Source organism: Stenotrophomonas sp. ZAC14D1_NAIMI4_1, from assembly GCF_003086775.1.
GTDB lineage: Bacteria > Pseudomonadota > Gammaproteobacteria > Xanthomonadales > Xanthomonadaceae > Stenotrophomonas.
The window spans coordinates 3,223,426-3,242,013 of sequence record NZ_CP026001.1 but is presented as its reverse complement, the minus strand read 5'-3'; the positions used below and the strand labels follow the sequence as shown (position 1 = coordinate 3,242,013).

The following is an 18,588-nucleotide window of genomic DNA, read 5'->3' as shown; positions in this document are numbered from 1 at the left end:
GTCTTTTTATGTGCGGCCACCGCCCACGAAAAAGGCGCCCTGCGGCGCCTTCTTCGTTACTGCACCACGCTCGTGCTCAGCGCCAGACCTTGATCTGCTCGGCGTCGGTGCGCTGCATCGGCTGGCCGGCCTTGCAGCTGAAGGTCGCGCCGAACGCCGGCAGGTTCGACAGCGGGCCGTTGGTGCGCCAGCGGCCCGGTGCACGGATGTCGGCGGTCAGGCGGCGAGCGGCTTCGTTCGGCGACAGCTGCTGCGGCCACAGTGCAGCCCAGGCGCGGAAGAAGCCCTGCTGCTGCGCCGGCTTGGCCTTCGGCTCCTGCGCGGTGTAGGCCGCCCAGGCCAGTTCCAGGCCGGCGATGTCGGCCAGGTTCTCTTCCTGGGTCAGCGTGCCGTTGACCTTGGCACCCTTCACGCCGGGGAATTCGTAGGCGCCGTACTGCGCGGCCACGCGGCTGCCCAGCAGGGTCCAGGCGGTCTTGTCGGCCGGGGTCCACCAGCTGCGCAGTTCACCCTTGGCATCGACCAGGGCGCCCTTGGCGTCGATGGCGCGGTTCAGTTCGTGGCCGACCAGGCCACCGAAGCTGCCGAACTTGTCGGCGGCATCGGCCTTGGCGTTGAACACCGGGCCCTGCAGGATGGCGGCAGTGACGATCAGGCGGTTCTGCGCCAGGTCGTAGGCCAGCGACGGCTGCTGCGGCAGCACGTCCCAGCGGCGGTCGGCGTTGCCCTTGCCGATGCGCTTCATTTCCTCGCGGTGGCGCCAGGTCGAAGCGATCAGCATGTTGCTGCCGAACGAGCCACGGCCCATCGGCTGCACGGTGTAGTCCAGGTCGCGCAGCGGGGTGCCGATCTCGATCTTCAGCGCGCCCAGCTTGGCTTGTGCCTCGGTCTTGGCCTCGGCGCTCATCCAGGTGCTGTTCTTGACCGCCTCGATCTGCACTTCACGCACCTTGTCGACGATCCACGCCGCCTGGCGACGGTCTTCGGCGGACAGGTAGCGGGCGGCGTACTCGCGGCCGACCATCGGGCCGGCGGCCACGTTGATGGCATCCAGGACGCTTTCCCAGCGCTGCGCGGGCAGGGTCTGGCCACGCAGTACGCGGCCGCGGAACTCGAATTCGGCGTCGCGGTAGGCCTTGGACAGGTACGGCGCCATCGAGTCGCCCACGCGCCAGCGCAGGTAAGCCTTCCACTGTTCCGGCTTGAGCTTGGTGACCATGGTGTCGAGCTGCTTGAACAGGCCCGGGTCCGCCAGCGAGACCAGGTCGTCGTTCACGCCCTGCGCCTTCAGGAAGGCATCCAGCTGCAGGTTGCGGTAGCGGCTGTTGAGATCCTTGGTCGAGATCGGCGCGTAGTTGTTGAACGGGTTGTTGATGCCGGCCAGCGACTGCGCGTTGCGGGCCAGTTCGGTTTCCAGTTCGATCACCGACTGCGATTCGGCATCCAGCTTGGCTGCCGGGGTGCCGGTCAGGGCCAGGATCTGCTTGACGTAGTTGCGGTAGCGGCCCATCAGGGCCACGGTGTCGGCGTCGGTACGGGTGTAGAACGCCGGATCGGGCAGGCCCATGCCGCCCTGCATGAAGTAGCCGATGTGGCGGTCCAGCGCCTTCAGGTCCACGTCCGGGCCGAAGTTGAAGGCCACCGGGATGCCGACCTGGTGCAGCGCGGCAATCGAGGCCGGCACGTCCTTGGCCTTCTTGATCGCGTTGATGCGGGTCAGCAGCGGGGCGATCGGGTTGGAGCCATCGGCTTCCACCGCGGCTTCGTCCAGGCCGCTGGCCCAGAAGTCGCCCAGCAGCTTCTGCACGTTGCCCTGCGGCACCTTCATCGAGGCGTCCAGCAGTTCACGCTGCTGCTGGCGGCTGCGGTCGACCAGCTGGCCCAGCGCGGTGGCGGCACCGGACTGCGGCACCGGGTTGGCCTTCAGCCAGTCCGCGTTGGTGGCATCGTAGAAATCGCTGCACTGGGCGCTGACGGCCGGGGCGCGCACGGCCTTCTTCTTGGCGGCGAACGCATCGTGGGTCGGGACCAGGGTCGCCAGGCTGATACCCAGGGCGACGGCAAGCGGACGGAAATTGGGCATGTAGAACGAATCCGTGATGGATTGAGGGCGGGCGAACTATAGCAAGCCGTGCATGGGCACGGGATGCATGCGTCACGTCGCATCCGCCGGGCATGGCCCGGCGCTACCGGAGGGTGTGGTATGGGCACGGGATGCATGCGTCACGTCGCATCCGCCGGGCGGGTGCTGCACGAAAAAAGGCCCGGGAAATCCCGGGCCTTCAAGGGTCTGCCTTGGCGTCAGCCGCGGCTTACCAGATCACCACCTGCTGGTCGCCGGTGCGGGCCATCGGCGAGCCGGCCTTGCACTGGAATGCAGCGGCGAAGGTCGGCAGGTTCGACGGCGCACCCATGGCGCGGAACTGCGCCGGGGCGTGCGGGTCGGTCGCCAGGCGGACCTTGGCGTTTTCAGCGGTGTACTTGGTGCGCCACACGGTGGCCCAGTTGAAGAAGAAGCGCTGGTCGCGGGTGAAGCCGTCGACCTTCGGATCTTCCTTGCCGGCGGTGGCCTTCTGCAGGGCGTCGTAGGCGGTGGCCAGGCCACCCAGGTCGGCGATGTTCTCGCCCAGGGTCAGGTGGCCGTTCACGGCCTGGCCGTCGACCTTGTACTGGTCGAACTGCTTGACCAGCTTGCCGGTCAGGCCTTCGAAGTTCTTCTTGTCAGCCGGGGTCCACCAGTCTTCCAGGTTGCCGGTCGGCCCGAAACGTGCGCCCTGGTCGTCGTAACCGTGGGTCATTTCGTGGCCGATCACTGCGCCGATGCCGCCGTAGTTCAGGGCGTCGTCGGCCTTCGGGTCGAAGAACGGCGGCTGCAGGATGGCGGCCGGGAACACGATCTCGTTCTGCAGCGGGTTGTAGTAGGCGTTGACCGTCTGCGGAGTCATGCCCCACTCGGTCTTGTCCACCGGCTTGCCGACCTTGGACAGGTTGAACTTGTAGTTGAACTCGTTGGCGGCGCGCACGTTGCCCAGGTAGCTGTCGCGCTGGGTCTGCAGGCCGGCCCAGTCACGCCACTTGTCCGGGTAACCGATCTTCGGGGTGAAGGTTTCCCACTTGGCGATGGCCTTGGCCTTGGTCTCGTCGCTCATCCAGCTCAGGCCCTGGATGCGTTCCTTCAGCGACGCGGCCAGGTTCTTCACCAGTTCTTCCATCTTCGCCTTGGCTTCCGGCGAGAAGGCGACCTTCACGTACAGCTGGCCAAAGGCTTCGCCGGCATCGTTCTCGATGGTGCCCAGCACGCGCTTCCAGCGCGGCTTCTGTTCCTTCTGGCCATTGAGGGTCTTGCCGTAGAACTCGTAGTTCTCCTGCACGAAGGCGTCGGCCAGGTACGGCGAGGCGCCATCAACGGTGTGGAAGCGCAGGTAGGCGCGCCAGACCGACGGATCGGTGTCGCCCAGTGCCTTGCTCACTTCCTCGTGGAAGGCCGGCATGGCCAGCGAGAACTTCTCCGGTGCGGCAACGCCCTGCGACTTGAAGAACTCGGTCCAGCTGAAGTTCGGGGTCAGCTTGTCGGCGTCGGCCAGGGTGACCGGGTTGTAGAACAGCTCGACGTTGCGCGACAGGTCGACGCGCGACTTGGAGGCCTTGGCCAGGCGGGTCTCGAACTTGACCACGTCCTCGGCCTGCTTGGCGGCATCGGCAGCGGCCACGCCCGACAGTTCCAGCACCTTGGCGACGTGCGCCTGGTAGGCCTTCAGCTTGTCGGCGTTCTTGGTGTCGGTGTAATAGGTGGTGTCCGGCAGGCCCAGGCCGCCCTGGCTGGCGTAGGCCATGTTCATGGCCGAGTTCTTGAAGTCCGCTTCGGCGCCGAAGCCGAACAGGACGTTGTCGCCCTTGGCTGCGCTGGTGCGCAGGTAATCGGCGATGGCGGCCTTGTCCTGCAGGCCGTCGATGGCGGCCAGGTCAGCCTTCAGCGGCTCGATGCCCTGGGCGTTGATCTTGGCTTCGTCCATGCCGGTGGCCCACAGGTCGCCGACGATCTTCTCGATGTGGTTCGGGTTCTTGACCTGGGCAAGCTGCTCGGCCAGCTGGTGCTGCACGGCCACCGAACGCTCGTCGAGGATGGTGAAGGCGCCCCAGCTGGTGCGGTCGCCCGGAATCTCATTGGCGGCCAGCCACTTGCTGTTGACGTAGTCGCCAAAGGCGCCGCAGGCGTCCATCGCGCTGTCCAGGTCACTGGCCTGGAAGGCGTTGTAGGCCGGCAGCTTGGCCTCGTCCAGCTTGTAGGTGGTGGCCTGGTCAGTGGCGGCCGGCGTGGAGGCGGTGGCGTCCTTTGCCGGGGTGTCGGTCTTGCCGCAGCCGACCAGCGCGGCCGAAACGGCCAGGGTCAGCAGCACGATCTTGGGAGTACGGGTCACTTGAATGGCCTCCAGGCCGAGTGATTCAGGGAAGGGCCGTTTGGGGCGGCTGTGGGCCGAACGATACGCCGCTGGCCCGCCCTGCAAGGGTGTCGAAGGTCATGGCCGGGCGCAAGGGCCGGGCGGGGCCCATAAAAAGACAGACCCGGCAAAAGCCGGGCCTGTCGGGGTATTGCGGTCCTGACGGGATCAGAACTTGTAGGTCACGCCCACGTAGGCATAACGGCCGACCATGTCGTAGTAGGACGAGCCCAGATCGGTGCCGAAGTAGTTCACCGGCGGATCCTTGTCGAACACGTTGTCCACGCCCAGGTAGACCTCCACGCCGGAGTCCGCGATCTTATAGCCGACCTGCATGTTGTGGTACAGGTACGACGGGTTGCGGATCGGGCTCTGCGAACCCGGGTTGGACTTGTAGCTGTCCGGGGTCACGCGCAGGTTGCCGTCGACGTAGATCATGTCCCACTTCGCGCGGAAGTTGCCCAGGTCATAGTTGACGTTGAACTGGCCGCGCCAGCGCGGATCGCTGTAGTAGGTGACGTACTCGGTGAACTCATCCGGGAACGCCTGGAAGGCCCACTCACGCGACTGGATCAGGCGGGTACCGACCAGGCGCAGGGTGGTGTTGCCGCCTGCCAGCTGGAAGCGGTAGTCCATTTCCACGTCGACGCCGACGCGGCGGGACTTGGCCAGGTTCTCGGCAAGCGCGGTCCAGCCGATGATGCTGTACGGGGTGCCTGCGGTGCCGCTGGCGCGGACCACCATGTCGCAGAACGAGTTGTTCTGCACGCCGCCGGGCGAGTCAACGCAACGGGTTGCGTTGGTCTGCGCGGTCACCGAACCGATCGCGTCTTCCAGCGTGATGCGCCAGTAGTCCATCGACATGCCGAAGCCGTCCAGGAACTCAGGCTGCCACACGAAGCCCATGGTCACCGACTTGGAACGCTCCGGCTTCAGGTCCGGGTTGCCGCCGCTGACGCCCGGGCGGGTCGCCGTGTAGGTGTCCACCCAGTTGCTCGGGATGCCCAGCGCGGCGCAGTTGGCTGCACGCAGTGCCGGATCCTTCGCGGTGCCCGGACGGTTCGAGTTGGTCGAGAGCGTATTGCAGGGATCGTTGATGGTCGCGAAGTTCTGCGACTGCGGGTTGAACAGTTCGCCGATGCTCGGGGCGCGGACGGCCTTGGCCAGGCTGGCGCGGAAGCGCAGGGAGCTCAGCACTTCCCAATCCAGGCCGACGTTCCAGGTCTTGGTTTCGCCGATGGTGCTGTAGTCCGAGTAACGACCGGCCAGATCCAGGTTCAGGCGGCGGATGCCCGGGATGTCGGCCAGCAGCGGCACCGAGGTTTCCACGAAGGCTTCCTTGGTGTCGTACTCGCCACCACGGCTCGGGATGGCGTTCAGGAAGGTCAGGCCCATCGCCGACAGCGGATCGGTGTTTTCCTGGCTCTGTTCCTTGCGGTACTCCACGCCTGCTGCGATGCCCATGTCACCGGCCGGCAGCGAGAACAGCGAGCCGTTGGCCACCGAGGCGCTGAACACCTGCTGCTTCAGCTTGGACTGGTTCAGCGAATTGGTGTTGAACCATGCAGCTGCTTCCGGGCTGACCTTGCCGTTGCCCATCACGTTGAACGGAACGCAGCCGGCGACCAGGGCGGCCGAGTAGGCACGGCCGGTATACGGGTTGACGGCGTTGGGGTTCAGCGTCGAGCGGCAGACGATCTGGCCGTTGGCCGGATTGATGACGGCATCCAGACCGGCCTGCCAACGCTCTTCAATACGGTTGTTGAAGTTGATGCGATCGATGGTGGTCTGGCCGAAGTTGGCCGAAGCCTCGTAGGTCCAGTCGGCGCCCAGGTTGCCTTCCAGGCCCAGCACGGCACGTGCGGTGGAGCGCTCGACGTTTTCGCCGCGACGGCCGGAATCAACGTTGAAGCGCGACACGAGCAGGGTGCTCAGGCCGTTGGCGTCCATCAGGGCGCCCAGCTCCGGGGTCACGTACGCATTGTCGCGCTGGATGCGCAGGGCGCGCGCGGTACCCACCTGGTCGAAGGTCGGCTGGCCGAAGAACTCCGATTCGGTCTTGGTGTACTTGCCTTCGAAGAACAGGCGGTGGTCGTCGTTCAGATCGAAGTTGACGGCGGTGTTGAAGCTGAAGCGGTTGAACGCCGGCTCCAGATCCGCGACGGCATTCAGATCGGCGAAATCGCAGTTCGTACAGGTGTTCGCGCTGACGATCGTGCCGTCATAGCGGTTCTTGCGGAACGTGCCATCGGGATTGAACACATAGCGGTTCGAACCGTCAGCGCGGAATGCGCCGAGGGTGAACGTGCCGCCGTAGGACAGCGCATGGTTGCCGCCCGGACCCTGCAGGATGGTCTGCGGGTTGCTTTCGCTCGGCGGCTTGCTGGCGTCATAGTTCGGGTTGTTGACCGTGGTCAGGAACTCACGGCCGATCGCGCGATCGCCACGGCCGTAGCGGCCCTGGGTGCTGTACTCCATCGCGATGGCGGCGCTGCCGCGGCCGTCGGCAAAGTCCTTGCCGCCGGAGAAGCTGATGAAGGAACGGTCGAAGCTGCCTTCCGATGCTGCGCCGCGCTGGGCGCGCAGTTCGAAGCCATCGAACTTCTTCTTCATGATGAAGTTGACCACGCCGGCAACCGCATCGGCGCCGTACACGGCGGATGCACCACCGGTGATCACTTCAACGCGCTCGATCCACTCGACCGGGATGGTGTTGACGTCCACGGCGGTGGAGCCCGGGCTGGCGCCCACGTGGCGGCGGCCGTTGACCAGCACCAGGGTGCGTGCGGTGCCCATGCCACGCAGATCCATCAGGCCCAGACCGGCGGTGCCGATGAAACGGGTCGAGTTGCCCATGGTGTAGGTCGGGGTGAGCTGCGGCATCTTTGCCATCAGGTCACCGATGTTCACCGCGCCGGTGCCACGGATTTCCTCGGCCGAGATGGCCGTGACCGGCGACGGGGTGACGAAACCGGTACGCGCGATACGCGAGCCGGTGACGGTGACCTTGTCCAGGTCGACGGCCCTGTTGCCGGTGGACTCGGCGTCCTGGGCGAAGGCCGGTGCTGCAGCGGCGGCCATCAGGCCGGCCAGCAGGGCGCAGGTCAGCGGGTGGCGACCGGGCGTGCGGTGAATCGTCATGCGTGAAACCCCCTAATGGATGTGAATGCTGGCTTCCGTGCCGTAGTTCTGTGTGCGTTCATGTGTCGTCCTGACTCGCCTCGAACCTAACACGGCCTTAACGAGAAATGCATGTTTTCATCACGCATTGACGCGTTTCGTGTCCCAGTTGTTCATCAAATTGCAACAAATACAGTGGCTTAGTCTCACTTGTGATGGTTGCGTATGTAAGCTAACAATAGAGATGAATAGGGGATTAAGCGAAGCTTTGCGCAGAAGTGGCGTGGGCTTTGCACAAGCTGGCGTCTCGCGCGTCTGTCCGCGTGCCGGCTGCCGGGCTGAAGACAAAAGAAAAGGGCGGCCGAAGCCGCCCTTTTCATGTTGACGTTGTCGCCGGTCAGAACTTGTAGGAAACCCGGGCGAAGAACGTACGACCGTACCAGTCGTACTGCGATGCGTACAGCGGGGTGTTGCCGTAGCGGGTACCGGCGGTGTTGGAAATCAGGTCCGGTGCCTTGTCGAACAGGTTGCGCACGCCGACCATCAGGCTCCAGTCGTCCATGTTGTAGGCCACCGAGACGTTGTGGCGGAACTGCCAGCCGGCCTTGATGTCGCGCGTTGCGTTCTGGTAGCCGGAGTAGGTGAAGGTCCGGTCCAGATCCTTGTTCTGCGTGCTGCTGTTGTAGACACCCTGCCAGTTGAAGGCCCAGTCACCGCGCTCCAGGCTCACGCTGGCCAGGCCGACGGTCTTCGGACGGCCGATGTAGCCCACCTGGTCGGAGGTGGTGAAGCCGCTGTCAGCTGCCGAGTCGAACAGCTGGTAGGTGTCTTCCAGCGTGTAGGTGACCTGCGCTTCGGCGGACAACTTGCCGAAGGCGAAGTCGTTGTCGTAGTTGATCTGCAGGTCGTAGCCGCGGGTACGCTCGCGGTTGATGTTCACGTACTGGTTGTAGATGGTGGTGATCTGGTTCGGGTTGGCCGGATCGGTCGGGCTGTTGCGCACCAGGTTGTTGCAGAACGAGTTCGGGTACACGGCCGAACCGTAGCAGCCGAACACGATGTCGTATTCGTCAAGCTGGGTGATTTCGCCGCGCACGTCGTAGTCGAAGTAGTCCAGCGCGATGTTCAGGTTGGCGAAGGTCGGGGTCCACACCAGGCCCAGGGTCTTGGCCTTGGAGGTTTCCGGCTTCAGCTGGCCAGCGCCGCCACCGGAATAGATGGTGGCACTGCCACCGCCGCCGGCGTAGGTTTCCGGAATGCCAGCCGCACCGCAGTTGGCGCGCAGGAAGTCGTTGTTGCTGTCGCCCCACAGGATGCAGGGGTCGATCTGGTTCTGGGCCAGGAAGCCGGTCTGGTTGCCCAGGTACAGCTCATACAGGCCCGGCGCACGGTAGGAGGTGCCCATGGTGCCGCGGACGCGCAGCGAGGGGACGATCTGCCAGTTCACGCCGGTCTTCCAGACCTTGTCCGAACCCGACACGGAGTCATATTCGAACACGCGGCCGGACAGGTTGACCGACAGCGATTCGATGCCCGGAATGCCCTTCAGCAGCGGCACGTCCACTTCGGCGAAGGCTTCCTTCACCTTGTCGGTACCCTTGGTGATGTCGGCGGTGCTGGAACCCCAGATGTTGCCCGAGCGCGAGAACTCCGACGGGGTGTCGTTGATCTTGTACTTGCGGAACTCGACGCCGAAGGCCGAGGCGACGTCGCCGGCCGGCAGCGTGAACAGGTTGCCGCTGAGGATGGCGTTCGCACTGGTCTGTTCGTACACGGTGTTGCCAGTGTGGTACCGGCCGATCGCGTTCACCAGCTCGTCCATGCGCTGGCCACTCAGGAAGCCGGCGTTGAAGTAGTCGACCGGCATGTCGCCGCTGTTGTCGTAGGACAGATCACCCGTACGGGTCGCATCGATGGCCAGCGCACCGTAATCGCCGCTCGAGCGGCTGTAGCCGGCGTTGATTTCCCAGGCCCAGCTCTCGGTGGACTTGAACTGGCCGTCGAACTTGGTGGTGCCGTAGAAGTAGTCGACGGTGATCTTCTGGTCGCTCGGGAACGGCATGATGACCTGGAAGAGGTCATCGGCCGCTTCGCTGTACACGATCGGGAAGAACTGGCGCCAGGAGTGCGCCTTGGTCTCGCGGCGGTTGTACAGGAACTGCGTCTTCCAGTTGAAGCTGTCGAAGCTGAAATCGGTGGCGGCGTACAGCGTGGCGCGTTCGCGCTGGTTGATCACTTCCTGGTCATGGTAGAACGGGTAGTTCAGCACGTCCTCGTAATAGGCCGTACCACCGTTGGCGTAGGTGGGGGTCGGGCGCGGGCGCGGGCGGTAGCCCGGGAACGGACCGACAGTGCTGCCATCGGGCGAGGGCACGTAGCGGATCGCCGAGTTGTTGTAGTTGATGATGGTATTGGCGTACAGGTTGCCGGTGCTGCAGCCTGCCAGGTCGGTGCCGGCCAGGATCGAACGATCCTCGCGGTCGATACGCTTGCCGTCAGTGCCCCACACCATGTCCTGGGCGCAGGAGAAGAAGTCACGGTCGCCGACGGTCAGGGCGTTCAGGCGGTCCCACTGGGCCGCAGCAACGATGCTGCCCTTCTCGAAGTTCCAGCCGTTGGCGATCGAGGCAGAGAACTGCTCGCCGCCGCCGTGCTGCGGAACGCTCATCGAGTAGGTCATCTCCGGGCGGTCGATGCTCTTCTTGGTGATCAGGTTGACCACGCCGGCCAGAGCGTCCGAGCCGTAGATGGAGGACGAGCCGTCCTTCACGATTTCAATGCGCTGCAGGATGGCCTGCGGAATGACGTTCAGGTCGAATGAGCCGACCTGGCCGCGGGTACCGGCCGGGCCGGGGCGCTGGCCGTCGAGCAGGACCAGGGTGCGGTTGGCGCCCAGGCCACGCAGCGAGACGGTCTGCACGCCGGTGCCGCCTTCGACGACGAAGCCGCCGAACTGGTTGTTCATCTGGGTCGAGCCAGCGGCGATCGCCGAGGTCTGCAGGAAGTCAGCGGTGTCGAACTGACCGGAGGCGATGCTCTTGTCGATCGAGATGACCTGCACCGGCGAGGTGGTTTCGTACTCCGGGCGCTTGATGAGCGAACCGGTGACGCTGATGGCATCCAGGTTGGTGGCGTTCTTGGACGCGCTGCTCGACGTGGTCGTCGGCTGCTGCGGTTCCGCTTCCTGGGCAAAGACGGGCGCGGCCTGCAGGCATGCGAGGACGGCGAGGGTCAATGGGACGCGGCTTGGCTTGATCTGGCGATTGGCGGTGCGCATTTCGGTTGGATCCCCACTTGTTATGCTTCGGTTAAGCGAGTGTAAGTAGGGCGTTAGCTAAATGCAATATGAATATGAAAATTTATAACGCGTTGTTTTTAAAAGACATCTGGGGCTTTTGAAGCAAAAAAACCCTCTCGGTTCAGGCTCGAGAGGGTTTTTCTTCACATCTTTGTGTTAAAGGTGAAATCAGAGGCCGCCGGGGCCGCAGTCGTTCTTCAGGAACGATTCGATCAGGCCCAGCGTCTCGCGCTGCTGGCGCGGGTACCACGGCATGCTGTGCTGCTGGTCGGCGATCAGGTGGAACTTCGCCGGCACCTTGCCTTTGACCGCGTCGTAGAAGCCCTGTGCGTGGAACGAGGGCGTGCGCACGTCGCGGTCACCGACGAAGAGCATGACCGGGATGTTGGCCGACGCGGTGTTGCGCATCGGATCCATGCCCTTGACGGTCTGCCCCTGCAGGATGCGCTGCAGGCGGTTGTCGCTCCACGACGTGCCCAGACGGGCCAGGTCGGTCACCGGCGCACCTGCGATGGCGCACTGGTACGGCGATTTCGGTCGCACCGTCGCCGCAGCAGCGGCGAAACCACCGTAGGAGTAGCCGAAGATCGCGATGCGGTCCTTGGCAGCGAAGCCCTGCGACACCAGCCAGGCAGCACCGTCGTCATTGTCGTCGGACATCTTCTGGCCCCATTCGCGGTCGCCGGCGATCCACAGCTCGCGACCCAGGCCCGACGAACCGCGGTACTGCGGGCGAAGCACCGCGTAGCCGCGCGAGGTCAGCAGTGCGATCCAGCCCGAGGCGTCCCACTGCACGTAGTCGCGCGCCCAGGGGCCGCCATGCGGGTTGACGATGGCCGGCGGTGCCGGGTCGCCGTCCTTCCAGCCCTGCGGCAGGTCGAGGATGGCGGGAATCTCGCGCCCGTCACGGGCCTTGTAGGTGACCCAGCGCTCTTCGCCGGTGGCGCCCTTGGCGATCCATGGGCGCTCGCTGCCCAGGCTGACCACATTCTTGCGGTCCAGCAGCAGGAAGTAGCTGGTGGGCGCATCAGGGCCGACGGCGCGGAACAGGATGCGCGAGAAATCATCGTTGTAGCGGGCGATTTCCACCTGGCGGCCGCCGGCGGCCTGCTTCAGCGTGTCCTGGATCGACTTCAGGGTCGGGTCCACGTACACCGTCTGCGCGCTGGGGCCATCGATGGTGAAGCCCACGACCTGGTTGAAGGTCTTCGGCTGCGTGCTGAACACCAGGCTGGCGATGGAGAAGTTCGGGTTGGCCAGGACAGGCTCGGGGTCGAACTTCTGCAGCTTTGCGTCGTAGAGATGGACCTGGACCTTGTCCGAGAACAGGTCGGTCAGGATGTAGTACTTGCCGGTGGCGTCATCCACGCCGGCCAGCTCCACCGAGTGCCGGTTGGACAGCTTGGACAGCAGGGGCTTCTGCAGCACGAACTGGCCGGACGACGGGTCCAGGATCAGCACCTGCTGCTCGTAGTCGCCGCTGACCGGTTCGATCTGGGCCTTGGCCAGCACCTTGCCGGTGCGCGCGTCGAACAGCGCGGGCTGGGCGCGCGTGCCGCCGCGGAACAGCAGCTCGGTTTCCTTGGTCTTGAGGTTGTACAGATAGTAGTTGGCGGTCAGCGAGATTTCGCTCAGCTGGCGGATGATCACCCGGTCAGGATCCAGCGGCAGCATGTTGACCAGCGACGCGGTGCCACCCAGTTCAAGGCAGCGCTGGGTCTGCTCGCTGACACCCAGCTTGCGGGTGTTGTCGGCGAAGGCTTCGCCGAAGTCCTTCTGGGTCGTGTCGGTCAGGTAGGTCTTGACCACGAAGGTCTTGGTCGCGCCGGAAACACTGCCTTCGCCACAGCCGCCCAGCTGGCCGGTCCATTCCTGGCGGCCGACAGCGAGGATGCGGTCGGATTTCAGCGCCGCGGCGGCGATGAACTTCATGCGGTCACCGGACGGCGTGACCACCTTCGGGCCGCCGGACAGGCTGTCGGTGTCCCAGCTGGCCAGCGCGGTTTCTTCCGGGTTGGCCGGGGACGGGATCAGTGCGACCAGGTGCTTGCCGTCAGGGCTCATCGAAACCGACTGCAGCGCCGGCAGGCGCGCCAGGTCTTCAATGGGGACGGGGGCGGCGTGGCCAGAGGTGCCGGCCAGGGCCAGGGCCAGGGCGGTACCCAGGCGGAAGCGGGGAATCACGTGCATTTCTTGTCCTTGGGCTGCGCGTTGATCGAGGTCGAAAGCTGACTGATTGGTGAACGGATTCGGACGGTAGCAGATGTTCGGTAGGCGCGTCAGTGCCAACCGGAGCGCGCTGATCGCCTGGCCCGGCGGGTCCAACTTGTATGATGGGAGGTTGCCAGTCCCCACGAACCGCTTCCGGAGTCCGCAGTGAACAGCCCCGCCCGTCGTCCCCACGCCAGCCAGGTACAGAAGGGCCTGTCGCCCCATGCGCGCATCCGCAACGTGATCGCGGTGGGTTCGGGCAAAGGGGGCGTCGGCAAGTCCACCACCTCGGTGAACCTGGCGGTGGCCCTGCAACAGCTCGGTGCCCGCGTGGGCGTGCTGGACGCGGACATCTACGGCCCCAGCGTGCCGGCCATGCTCGGCCTGTCCGGCCGCCCGGAAAGCCCGGACAACAAGAGCATCGAACCGATGCGTGCGTTCGGCGTGGACACCATGTCCATCGGCTACCTGGTGGAAGACGAGACGCCGCTGATCATGCGCGCGCCGCGGGCGACCGCTGCGCTGACCCAGCTGTTCGAAGACACGCTGTGGGACGACCTGGACTACCTGCTGATCGACCTGCCGCCGGGCACCGGTGACATCCAGCTGACCCTGGTGCAGAAGATCCCGCTGGCCGGTGCGGTCATCGTCACCACGCCGCAGGACATCGCCACGCTGGATGCGAAGAAGGCGCTGAAGATGTTCGAGAAGGTGGAGGTGCCGGTGCTGGGCATCGTCGAGAACATGGCCGTGCACACCTGCAGCAACTGTGGCCACGTCGAGCACCTGTTCGGCGAGGGCGGTGGCGAGCGCATGGCCGCGCAGTACGGCGTGCCGCTGCTGGGGTCGCTGCCGCTGCAGATCGATATCCGCGAGCAGGGCGACGCCGGCAGCCCGATCACCGTCGCCCAGCCCGATTCGGCCGCCGCCCAGGCGTATCGCCGGGCCGCCGAGCGCCTGGTGGACGAAGTGGGCAAGCGCCCGCGGGCGTCGATCCAGATCCTGTCCTCGCTGCTCTGAGGCAGCAACCGCGGGGCTGCGGCGTGGCTGCCCGGCCCCCTGCTAGAATCCACGCGCCCCTCGCACCCAGGACAAAGCATGAGCATCAAGAGTGACCGTTGGATCCGCCGTATGTCCGAGCAGCACGGCATGATCGAGCCGTTCGAGGCCGGGCAGGTGAAGCATGCCAACGGTGAGCGCATCGTCAGCTACGGCACCTCCAGCTATGGTTACGACGTGCGCTGCTCGCGCGAGTTCAAGGTGTTCACCAACATCAACTCCACGATCGTCGACCCCAAGCACTTCGATCCGGGCAGCTTCGTGGACATCGTCGGTGATGAGTGCATCATCCCGCCCAACAGCTTCGCGCTGGCCCGCACGGTGGAATACTTCCGCATCCCGCGCGACACCCTGGTGGTGTGCCTGGGCAAGAGTACCTATGCCCGCTGCGGCATCATCGTCAACGTGACCCCGCTGGAACCGGAGTGGGAAGGCCACGTGACCCTGGAATTCAGCAATACCACGCCGCTGCCGGCGCGCATCTACGCCAACGAAGGCGTGGCCCAGATGCTGTTCTTCCAGGCGGCGGCCGACGATGTCTGCGAAACCTCGTACAAGGACCGCGGTGGCAAGTACCAGGGCCAGACCGGCGTGACCCTGCCGCGTACCTGAGCAACCTGTCGGTAGCGCCGGGCCATGCCCGGCTGCACATGGACAAAGGCGGCGCTTGCGCCGCCTTTGTTTATTTGCCGCGTCCGAACAGCATCGCGATGCCGACGCCGACCAGGCCGACCGGCCACCAGGTCAGGAACAGCTTGGAAACATTCAGGTGCGTCCAGCCCAGGTTGCTGGCGAGCATGAACAAGCCGATCAGGATCAGCAGGATGGCGGCGACAAGATTGAATCGCATCGGGTCGTCAAAGGCTCAGGGGTGGGCCGGATATCCTAGCCGTTCCTTCCAGTAGGCGACATGCTGGTCCAGCGCGGCCGGCTCGTAACGGTGCGCTGGCCCGCTGCCCCAGACCGGGCCGGGCCATGCAGGATCGCCGTCATGGCGGCCGATCACGTGGAAATGCAGCTGGCGCACGATGTTGCCCAGCGCCCCGATGTTGATCTTCTCCACCCCGTCCGAGCCATGCAGGGCCTTGCAGGCGCGGTTGAGTTCGGTGCGCAGCTTGTCCTGCTGCTCGCCGTCCAGCTCGATCCACTCTGTGATCCCGGCCAGGCGCGGCACCAGGACCAGCCAGGGGAATCGTTCGTCGTTCATCAACCGCACTTGCGACAACGGTCCTTCAGCAACCAGCACGCTGTCGGTGGCCAGGCGTGAATCCAGTTCGAAATCGCTCATCCAAGATGCTCCGTGAAGAAATCGAGGGTGCGTTGCAGCGCCAGGGCGGCGCTGTCTGGATCATACGCATGTCCGACCTCCCGGTTGAAGGCGTGGTCGGCCGGATAGACGTAGGTGGCCATCTGCGGCAGCTTTTCGCGGTGGGCCTGCACGGCCTCCGGCGGGATGCTCTTGTCCTGGGCGCCGAAGTGGAAGATCACCGGCGCCTTCGGCGTTTCGTCGAGGAAATTGACGTTGCGGCCGCCGTAGTAGCTGGCCGACGGCAGGCCCAGGCGCATCGCCGCCAACAGGGCCACGCTGCCGCCCCAGCAGTAGCCGACGGTGCCGACCTTGCCGTAGGGGGCCAGGCGCGTCGCCGCCGCGCGCACCACTTCGAGCGCCTTTTCCATGCCCAGGGTGTTGACCCGTTCCAGGCCGTCCTTCACGCCTTCCGGGCTGTAGGGCAGGGCGTCGGGGTCGGACTCCGGGCCATCGACCAGATCGAAGAACGACGGCGCCAGCACGGCGTAGCCTTCGGCGGCGAAGCGCTCGGCGACCCCGCGCATGTGCGCATTGACCCCGAAGATTTCCTGTATGACCACCAGCGCCGCGCGCGGCTTGCCCTCGGGCAGGACCTGCCAGGCGCGGACCGGGCCATGATGCGTATCCAGGGTGATCCATTCGGACATCGTCGGGTACCTCGTTGCAGGGGACAGGCCTGCATTGTCGACGCTGGCCGGGTTAGCGGCGTGTCAGCGGCTGTGCCCGATCAGGCGGCTGGCCATTCAGAGGGCGCTCCTAAGCCCGCTACACTGATGCACCGTATCGTGCCCGCTAGATTTCTCTAGACGCGCAAAAATTCCGGACCAGGATGCCTTCGGCGATCTCGGTTCTCATCGTTGGAAAATTCATCAGGAAGAATGGCTATGGATAGGCGAAATTTCAGCTATCACGGAGATAAGCCGATTGGTAGTTTTGGTGAGGATTTGCTCGGATTTGGAGATGCTGCAAGGCTGGTAGCGCGATCAATTCATTCAATGTCGTCTCCCGATGGTTTTGTCATAGGTATTGAGGGAGATTGGGGGGCGGGGAAATCCAGCTTCATTAATCTGGTGGTCGCCGCCATTAGTGAAGAGGACTCGCCTGCTGAGGTTATCTCATTTCTCCCTTGGTTGATCAGCTCCAGAGAAGGGTTGCTGCATGAGCTGTTTTCAGAGATTCTCAATGCATCGATTAATATTGTTACCCCGTCTCGGGCATCTACCGTTCTGGGGAGAGTCTTGCAGGTGTTGTCGAGGCCCGGCTACCTCGCGCGATGGCGGCGTGCTAGCCGGATCAAGCGTCTTTACTCTAAATTTTCGGGAAGGGTAGTGCAGGCTGCTCGTCTGGCGGACATTGGTTTTTCGGGAGGCGCGGCCGGAGCAGCAGTGCACGTGGGGAAAGAATTTGTGGACTCATGGCTTGACACGGATTCACTGGCGGACGAAAAGGCGAAGCTCAGTAGAGAGCTTGCAAATCTGGATAGGAAGATCGTTGTACTAATCGATGATCTAGATCGTTTGGAACCGCAAGAGGTTGTGGAGGTTTTGCGATTGGTCCGCGCGGTTGTTGATTTCCCAAACATTGTGTTTGTTCTTTGCTATTCGCGCGCCGTGGTTGCAAAGAGTCTTGAGTCTGCTCTGCAGTTGGCGGATGGTGACGATTTCTTGGGTAAGATCGTCCAGGTCTCCTATCCTATTCCACGTCCGCAGTCGTTTGATCTTCGCAGGATGCTGCGTGCGGAGATTATGAATTATTTTTCTGAAGTTCTAGCGGTGAGTGATGTTGGTGGTATGGGTGTCCACGATAGGCTGGAGCGGGTAATAGATTTTGAAGGAGGTCTTGGCCTTTCGACTCCGAGACACGTAGTCCGGGCGATAAATGCTCTCAGGTTCTACGGTGGGCACATTGCAGGGCAGGTCGATATTGCGGATTTGGTTTGGCTGCAGTTGATTCGATTGCAAAGCCACGATTTATTCAAGTGGGTGGAGTATTACTTGGTGGAGTTCTCGGCGCTCAATGCTGGGGCTGGAATCCAAGATGCTCAAAAGCAAGCGGATGAAGATGCGTTGAGAGCAATTCTCAATTCTATGCAGCCGGGTGCTTCGGTGGCTGGGCGACTCAGTATGCTTGCCGAAATTCTTCCTGGAGTTAAGGCGCGCAGTAATGTGAACGGCCGGCCCGGCGAGATGGTATTGAGTCTTTACGAGACCGATGGTGTGGTATCTGGTCGCAATGGAAGGCTTTCCAGTCTGCACCATCACCGTTTGTACTTTGCTTTTTCTGCGCCCCACGGGGCAATCAGTGACTATGAGCTTGAGGGGTTGATTGAAAGTTCTCGTCTTAACCTTAAGGGTGGGGTGCAAAAGATGCTTTCGCTGGCAACTCGAAAGGACTCGGGTGGGGGGCTCGGCATAAGTATGCTTATTGACCGGATTGAGGGTGCTGTCGAATCACTGCCTGACGATGCACTTTCGGGCTTGATATATGCCTTGGCTGACGTGATGCATGTCTTTTCCGGACCTGAACATGAGAGTGGCTTTGGGATTAATTCCGTTTGGCACGATGGTGAGATGCTTTTCGCTACTCTCTGGGGTCGAGCAACGCCGGCAGCTAGAGCAGTTTTGGTAACTCAAATTTTTGGAGGGGTATCATCCATTGAGTGGCTGGTTAATATCTTCAGGCGAGAGGTTTTTGCGCATGGGATCTATGGCGACCGTTCAGAGAGTGAGGAGAATTGGATTTTTTCCGCGGCGGAGCTTGATTGTGCGGGTTCTGAATTGATTTCGAGATTCCGGGGGATGGGGGTTTCCGAAATTGAAACCATTGATCGCCTGCTTCCTTTCCTTTACGCGCTGGTGCAGTTCGATCCGGGTGTGACAAACGAGGTTCGCGAAAAGCTGAAAGAATGGGTTGACTCCGATTACGGTCTCTTACATGTTCTGGAACGAATGAGGGGATGGCGTAGTTCCAATGGCGTTGTGACTCGGCCGCTATATGAGGAGCATGTGGAAAGGTTCATGGACCTAGAGTTGGTGAAGCGGAAGCTCACAAATTTAACGAAGACCAGGCCGGATTCGCGCGCTCGTAACTTGCTTGCGGCCATGGTCAAAGAAAAAGATGAATGATTTTCTGGAGCCAGACTGTAAACGCGC

11 protein-coding genes are annotated in these 18,588 nt (G+C 63.3%); 3 read left to right on the top strand and 8 right to left on the bottom strand.

The features are described from left to right. Nucleotides 1-76: 76 nt before the first annotated feature. The 5 genes from C1927_RS14970 to C1927_RS14950 form a co-directional block, all read right to left on the bottom strand. The gene (locus tag C1927_RS14970) at nt 77-2,083 is read right to left on the bottom strand and encodes a M13 family metallopeptidase (protein WP_108747115.1); all 2,007 of its coding nucleotides are present in this window, start codon (nt 2,081-2,083) and stop codon (nt 77-79) included. 229 nt (nt 2,084-2,312) lie between these two features. After that, nucleotides 2,313-4,418, bottom strand: a complete 2,106-nt coding sequence (locus C1927_RS14965; RefSeq protein WP_108747114.1) for a M13-type metalloendopeptidase — start codon at nt 4,416-4,418, stop codon at nt 2,313-2,315. A 189-nt stretch (nt 4,419-4,607) separates the two neighbouring features. After that, on the bottom strand, nt 4,608-7,580 hold the full coding sequence (locus C1927_RS14960; protein ID WP_108747113.1) for a TonB-dependent receptor: 2,973 nt from the start codon (nt 7,578-7,580) through the stop codon (nt 4,608-4,610). A 376-nt stretch (nt 7,581-7,956) separates the two neighbouring features. Beyond that, nucleotides 7,957-10,836 carry a TonB-dependent receptor gene (locus C1927_RS14955; protein ID WP_108747112.1) on the bottom strand — a complete coding sequence of 960 codons (2,880 nt, stop codon included), beginning with the start codon at nt 10,834-10,836 and terminating at the stop codon, nt 7,957-7,959. Nucleotides 10,837-11,025: 189 nt separating this feature from the next. Continuing rightward, nucleotides 11,026-13,047 (bottom strand): prolyl oligopeptidase family serine peptidase, encoded by a 2,022-nt coding sequence (locus tag C1927_RS14950; protein WP_108747111.1) that lies wholly within the window; start codon nt 13,045-13,047, stop codon nt 11,026-11,028. 186 nt (nt 13,048-13,233) lie between these two features. Here C1927_RS14950 and apbC point away from each other — a divergent pair, with 186 nt between their 5' ends. Together apbC and dcd are read left to right on the top strand one after the other, a co-directional pair. Next, nucleotides 13,234-14,088: an iron-sulfur cluster carrier protein ApbC gene (apbC, locus tag C1927_RS14945; protein WP_108747110.1), complete on the top strand. Its 855-nt coding sequence runs from the start codon at nt 13,234-13,236 to the stop codon at nt 14,086-14,088. Nucleotides 14,089-14,166: 78 nt separating this feature from the next. Next, entirely contained in the window at nt 14,167-14,739 is a 573-nt protein-coding gene (dcd, locus tag C1927_RS14940) for a dCTP deaminase (RefSeq protein ID WP_079222647.1), read from the top strand. Between the two features lie 70 nt (nt 14,740-14,809). On the opposite strand, the gene C1927_RS21540 is transcribed toward dcd, so the two are convergent. The 3 genes from C1927_RS21540 to C1927_RS14930 are packed head-to-tail and all read right to left on the bottom strand — an operon-like array spanning nt 14,810 to nt 16,083. Next, nucleotides 14,810-14,977 carry a DUF5668 domain-containing protein gene (locus C1927_RS21540; protein ID WP_174208692.1) on the bottom strand — a complete coding sequence of 56 codons (168 nt, stop codon included), beginning with the start codon at nt 14,975-14,977 and terminating at the stop codon, nt 14,810-14,812. Nucleotides 14,978-14,992: 15 nt separating this feature from the next. Continuing rightward, entirely contained in the window at nt 14,993-15,415 is a 423-nt protein-coding gene (locus C1927_RS14935) for an HIT family protein (RefSeq protein ID WP_079222646.1), read from the bottom strand. Beyond that, on the bottom strand, nt 15,412-16,083 hold the full coding sequence (locus C1927_RS14930; protein WP_079222645.1) for a dienelactone hydrolase family protein: 672 nt from the start codon (nt 16,081-16,083) through the stop codon (nt 15,412-15,414). The genes C1927_RS14935 and C1927_RS14930 overlap by 4 nt, the downstream gene beginning before the upstream one ends. A 237-nt stretch (nt 16,084-16,320) precedes the next feature. On the opposite strand from C1927_RS14930, the gene C1927_RS14925 reads away from it, so the two are divergent. Next, nucleotides 16,321-18,561 (top strand): P-loop NTPase fold protein, encoded by a 2,241-nt coding sequence (locus tag C1927_RS14925; protein ID WP_159095367.1) that lies wholly within the window; start codon nt 16,321-16,323, stop codon nt 18,559-18,561. The last annotated feature ends 27 nt before the right edge of the window (nt 18,562-18,588 follow it).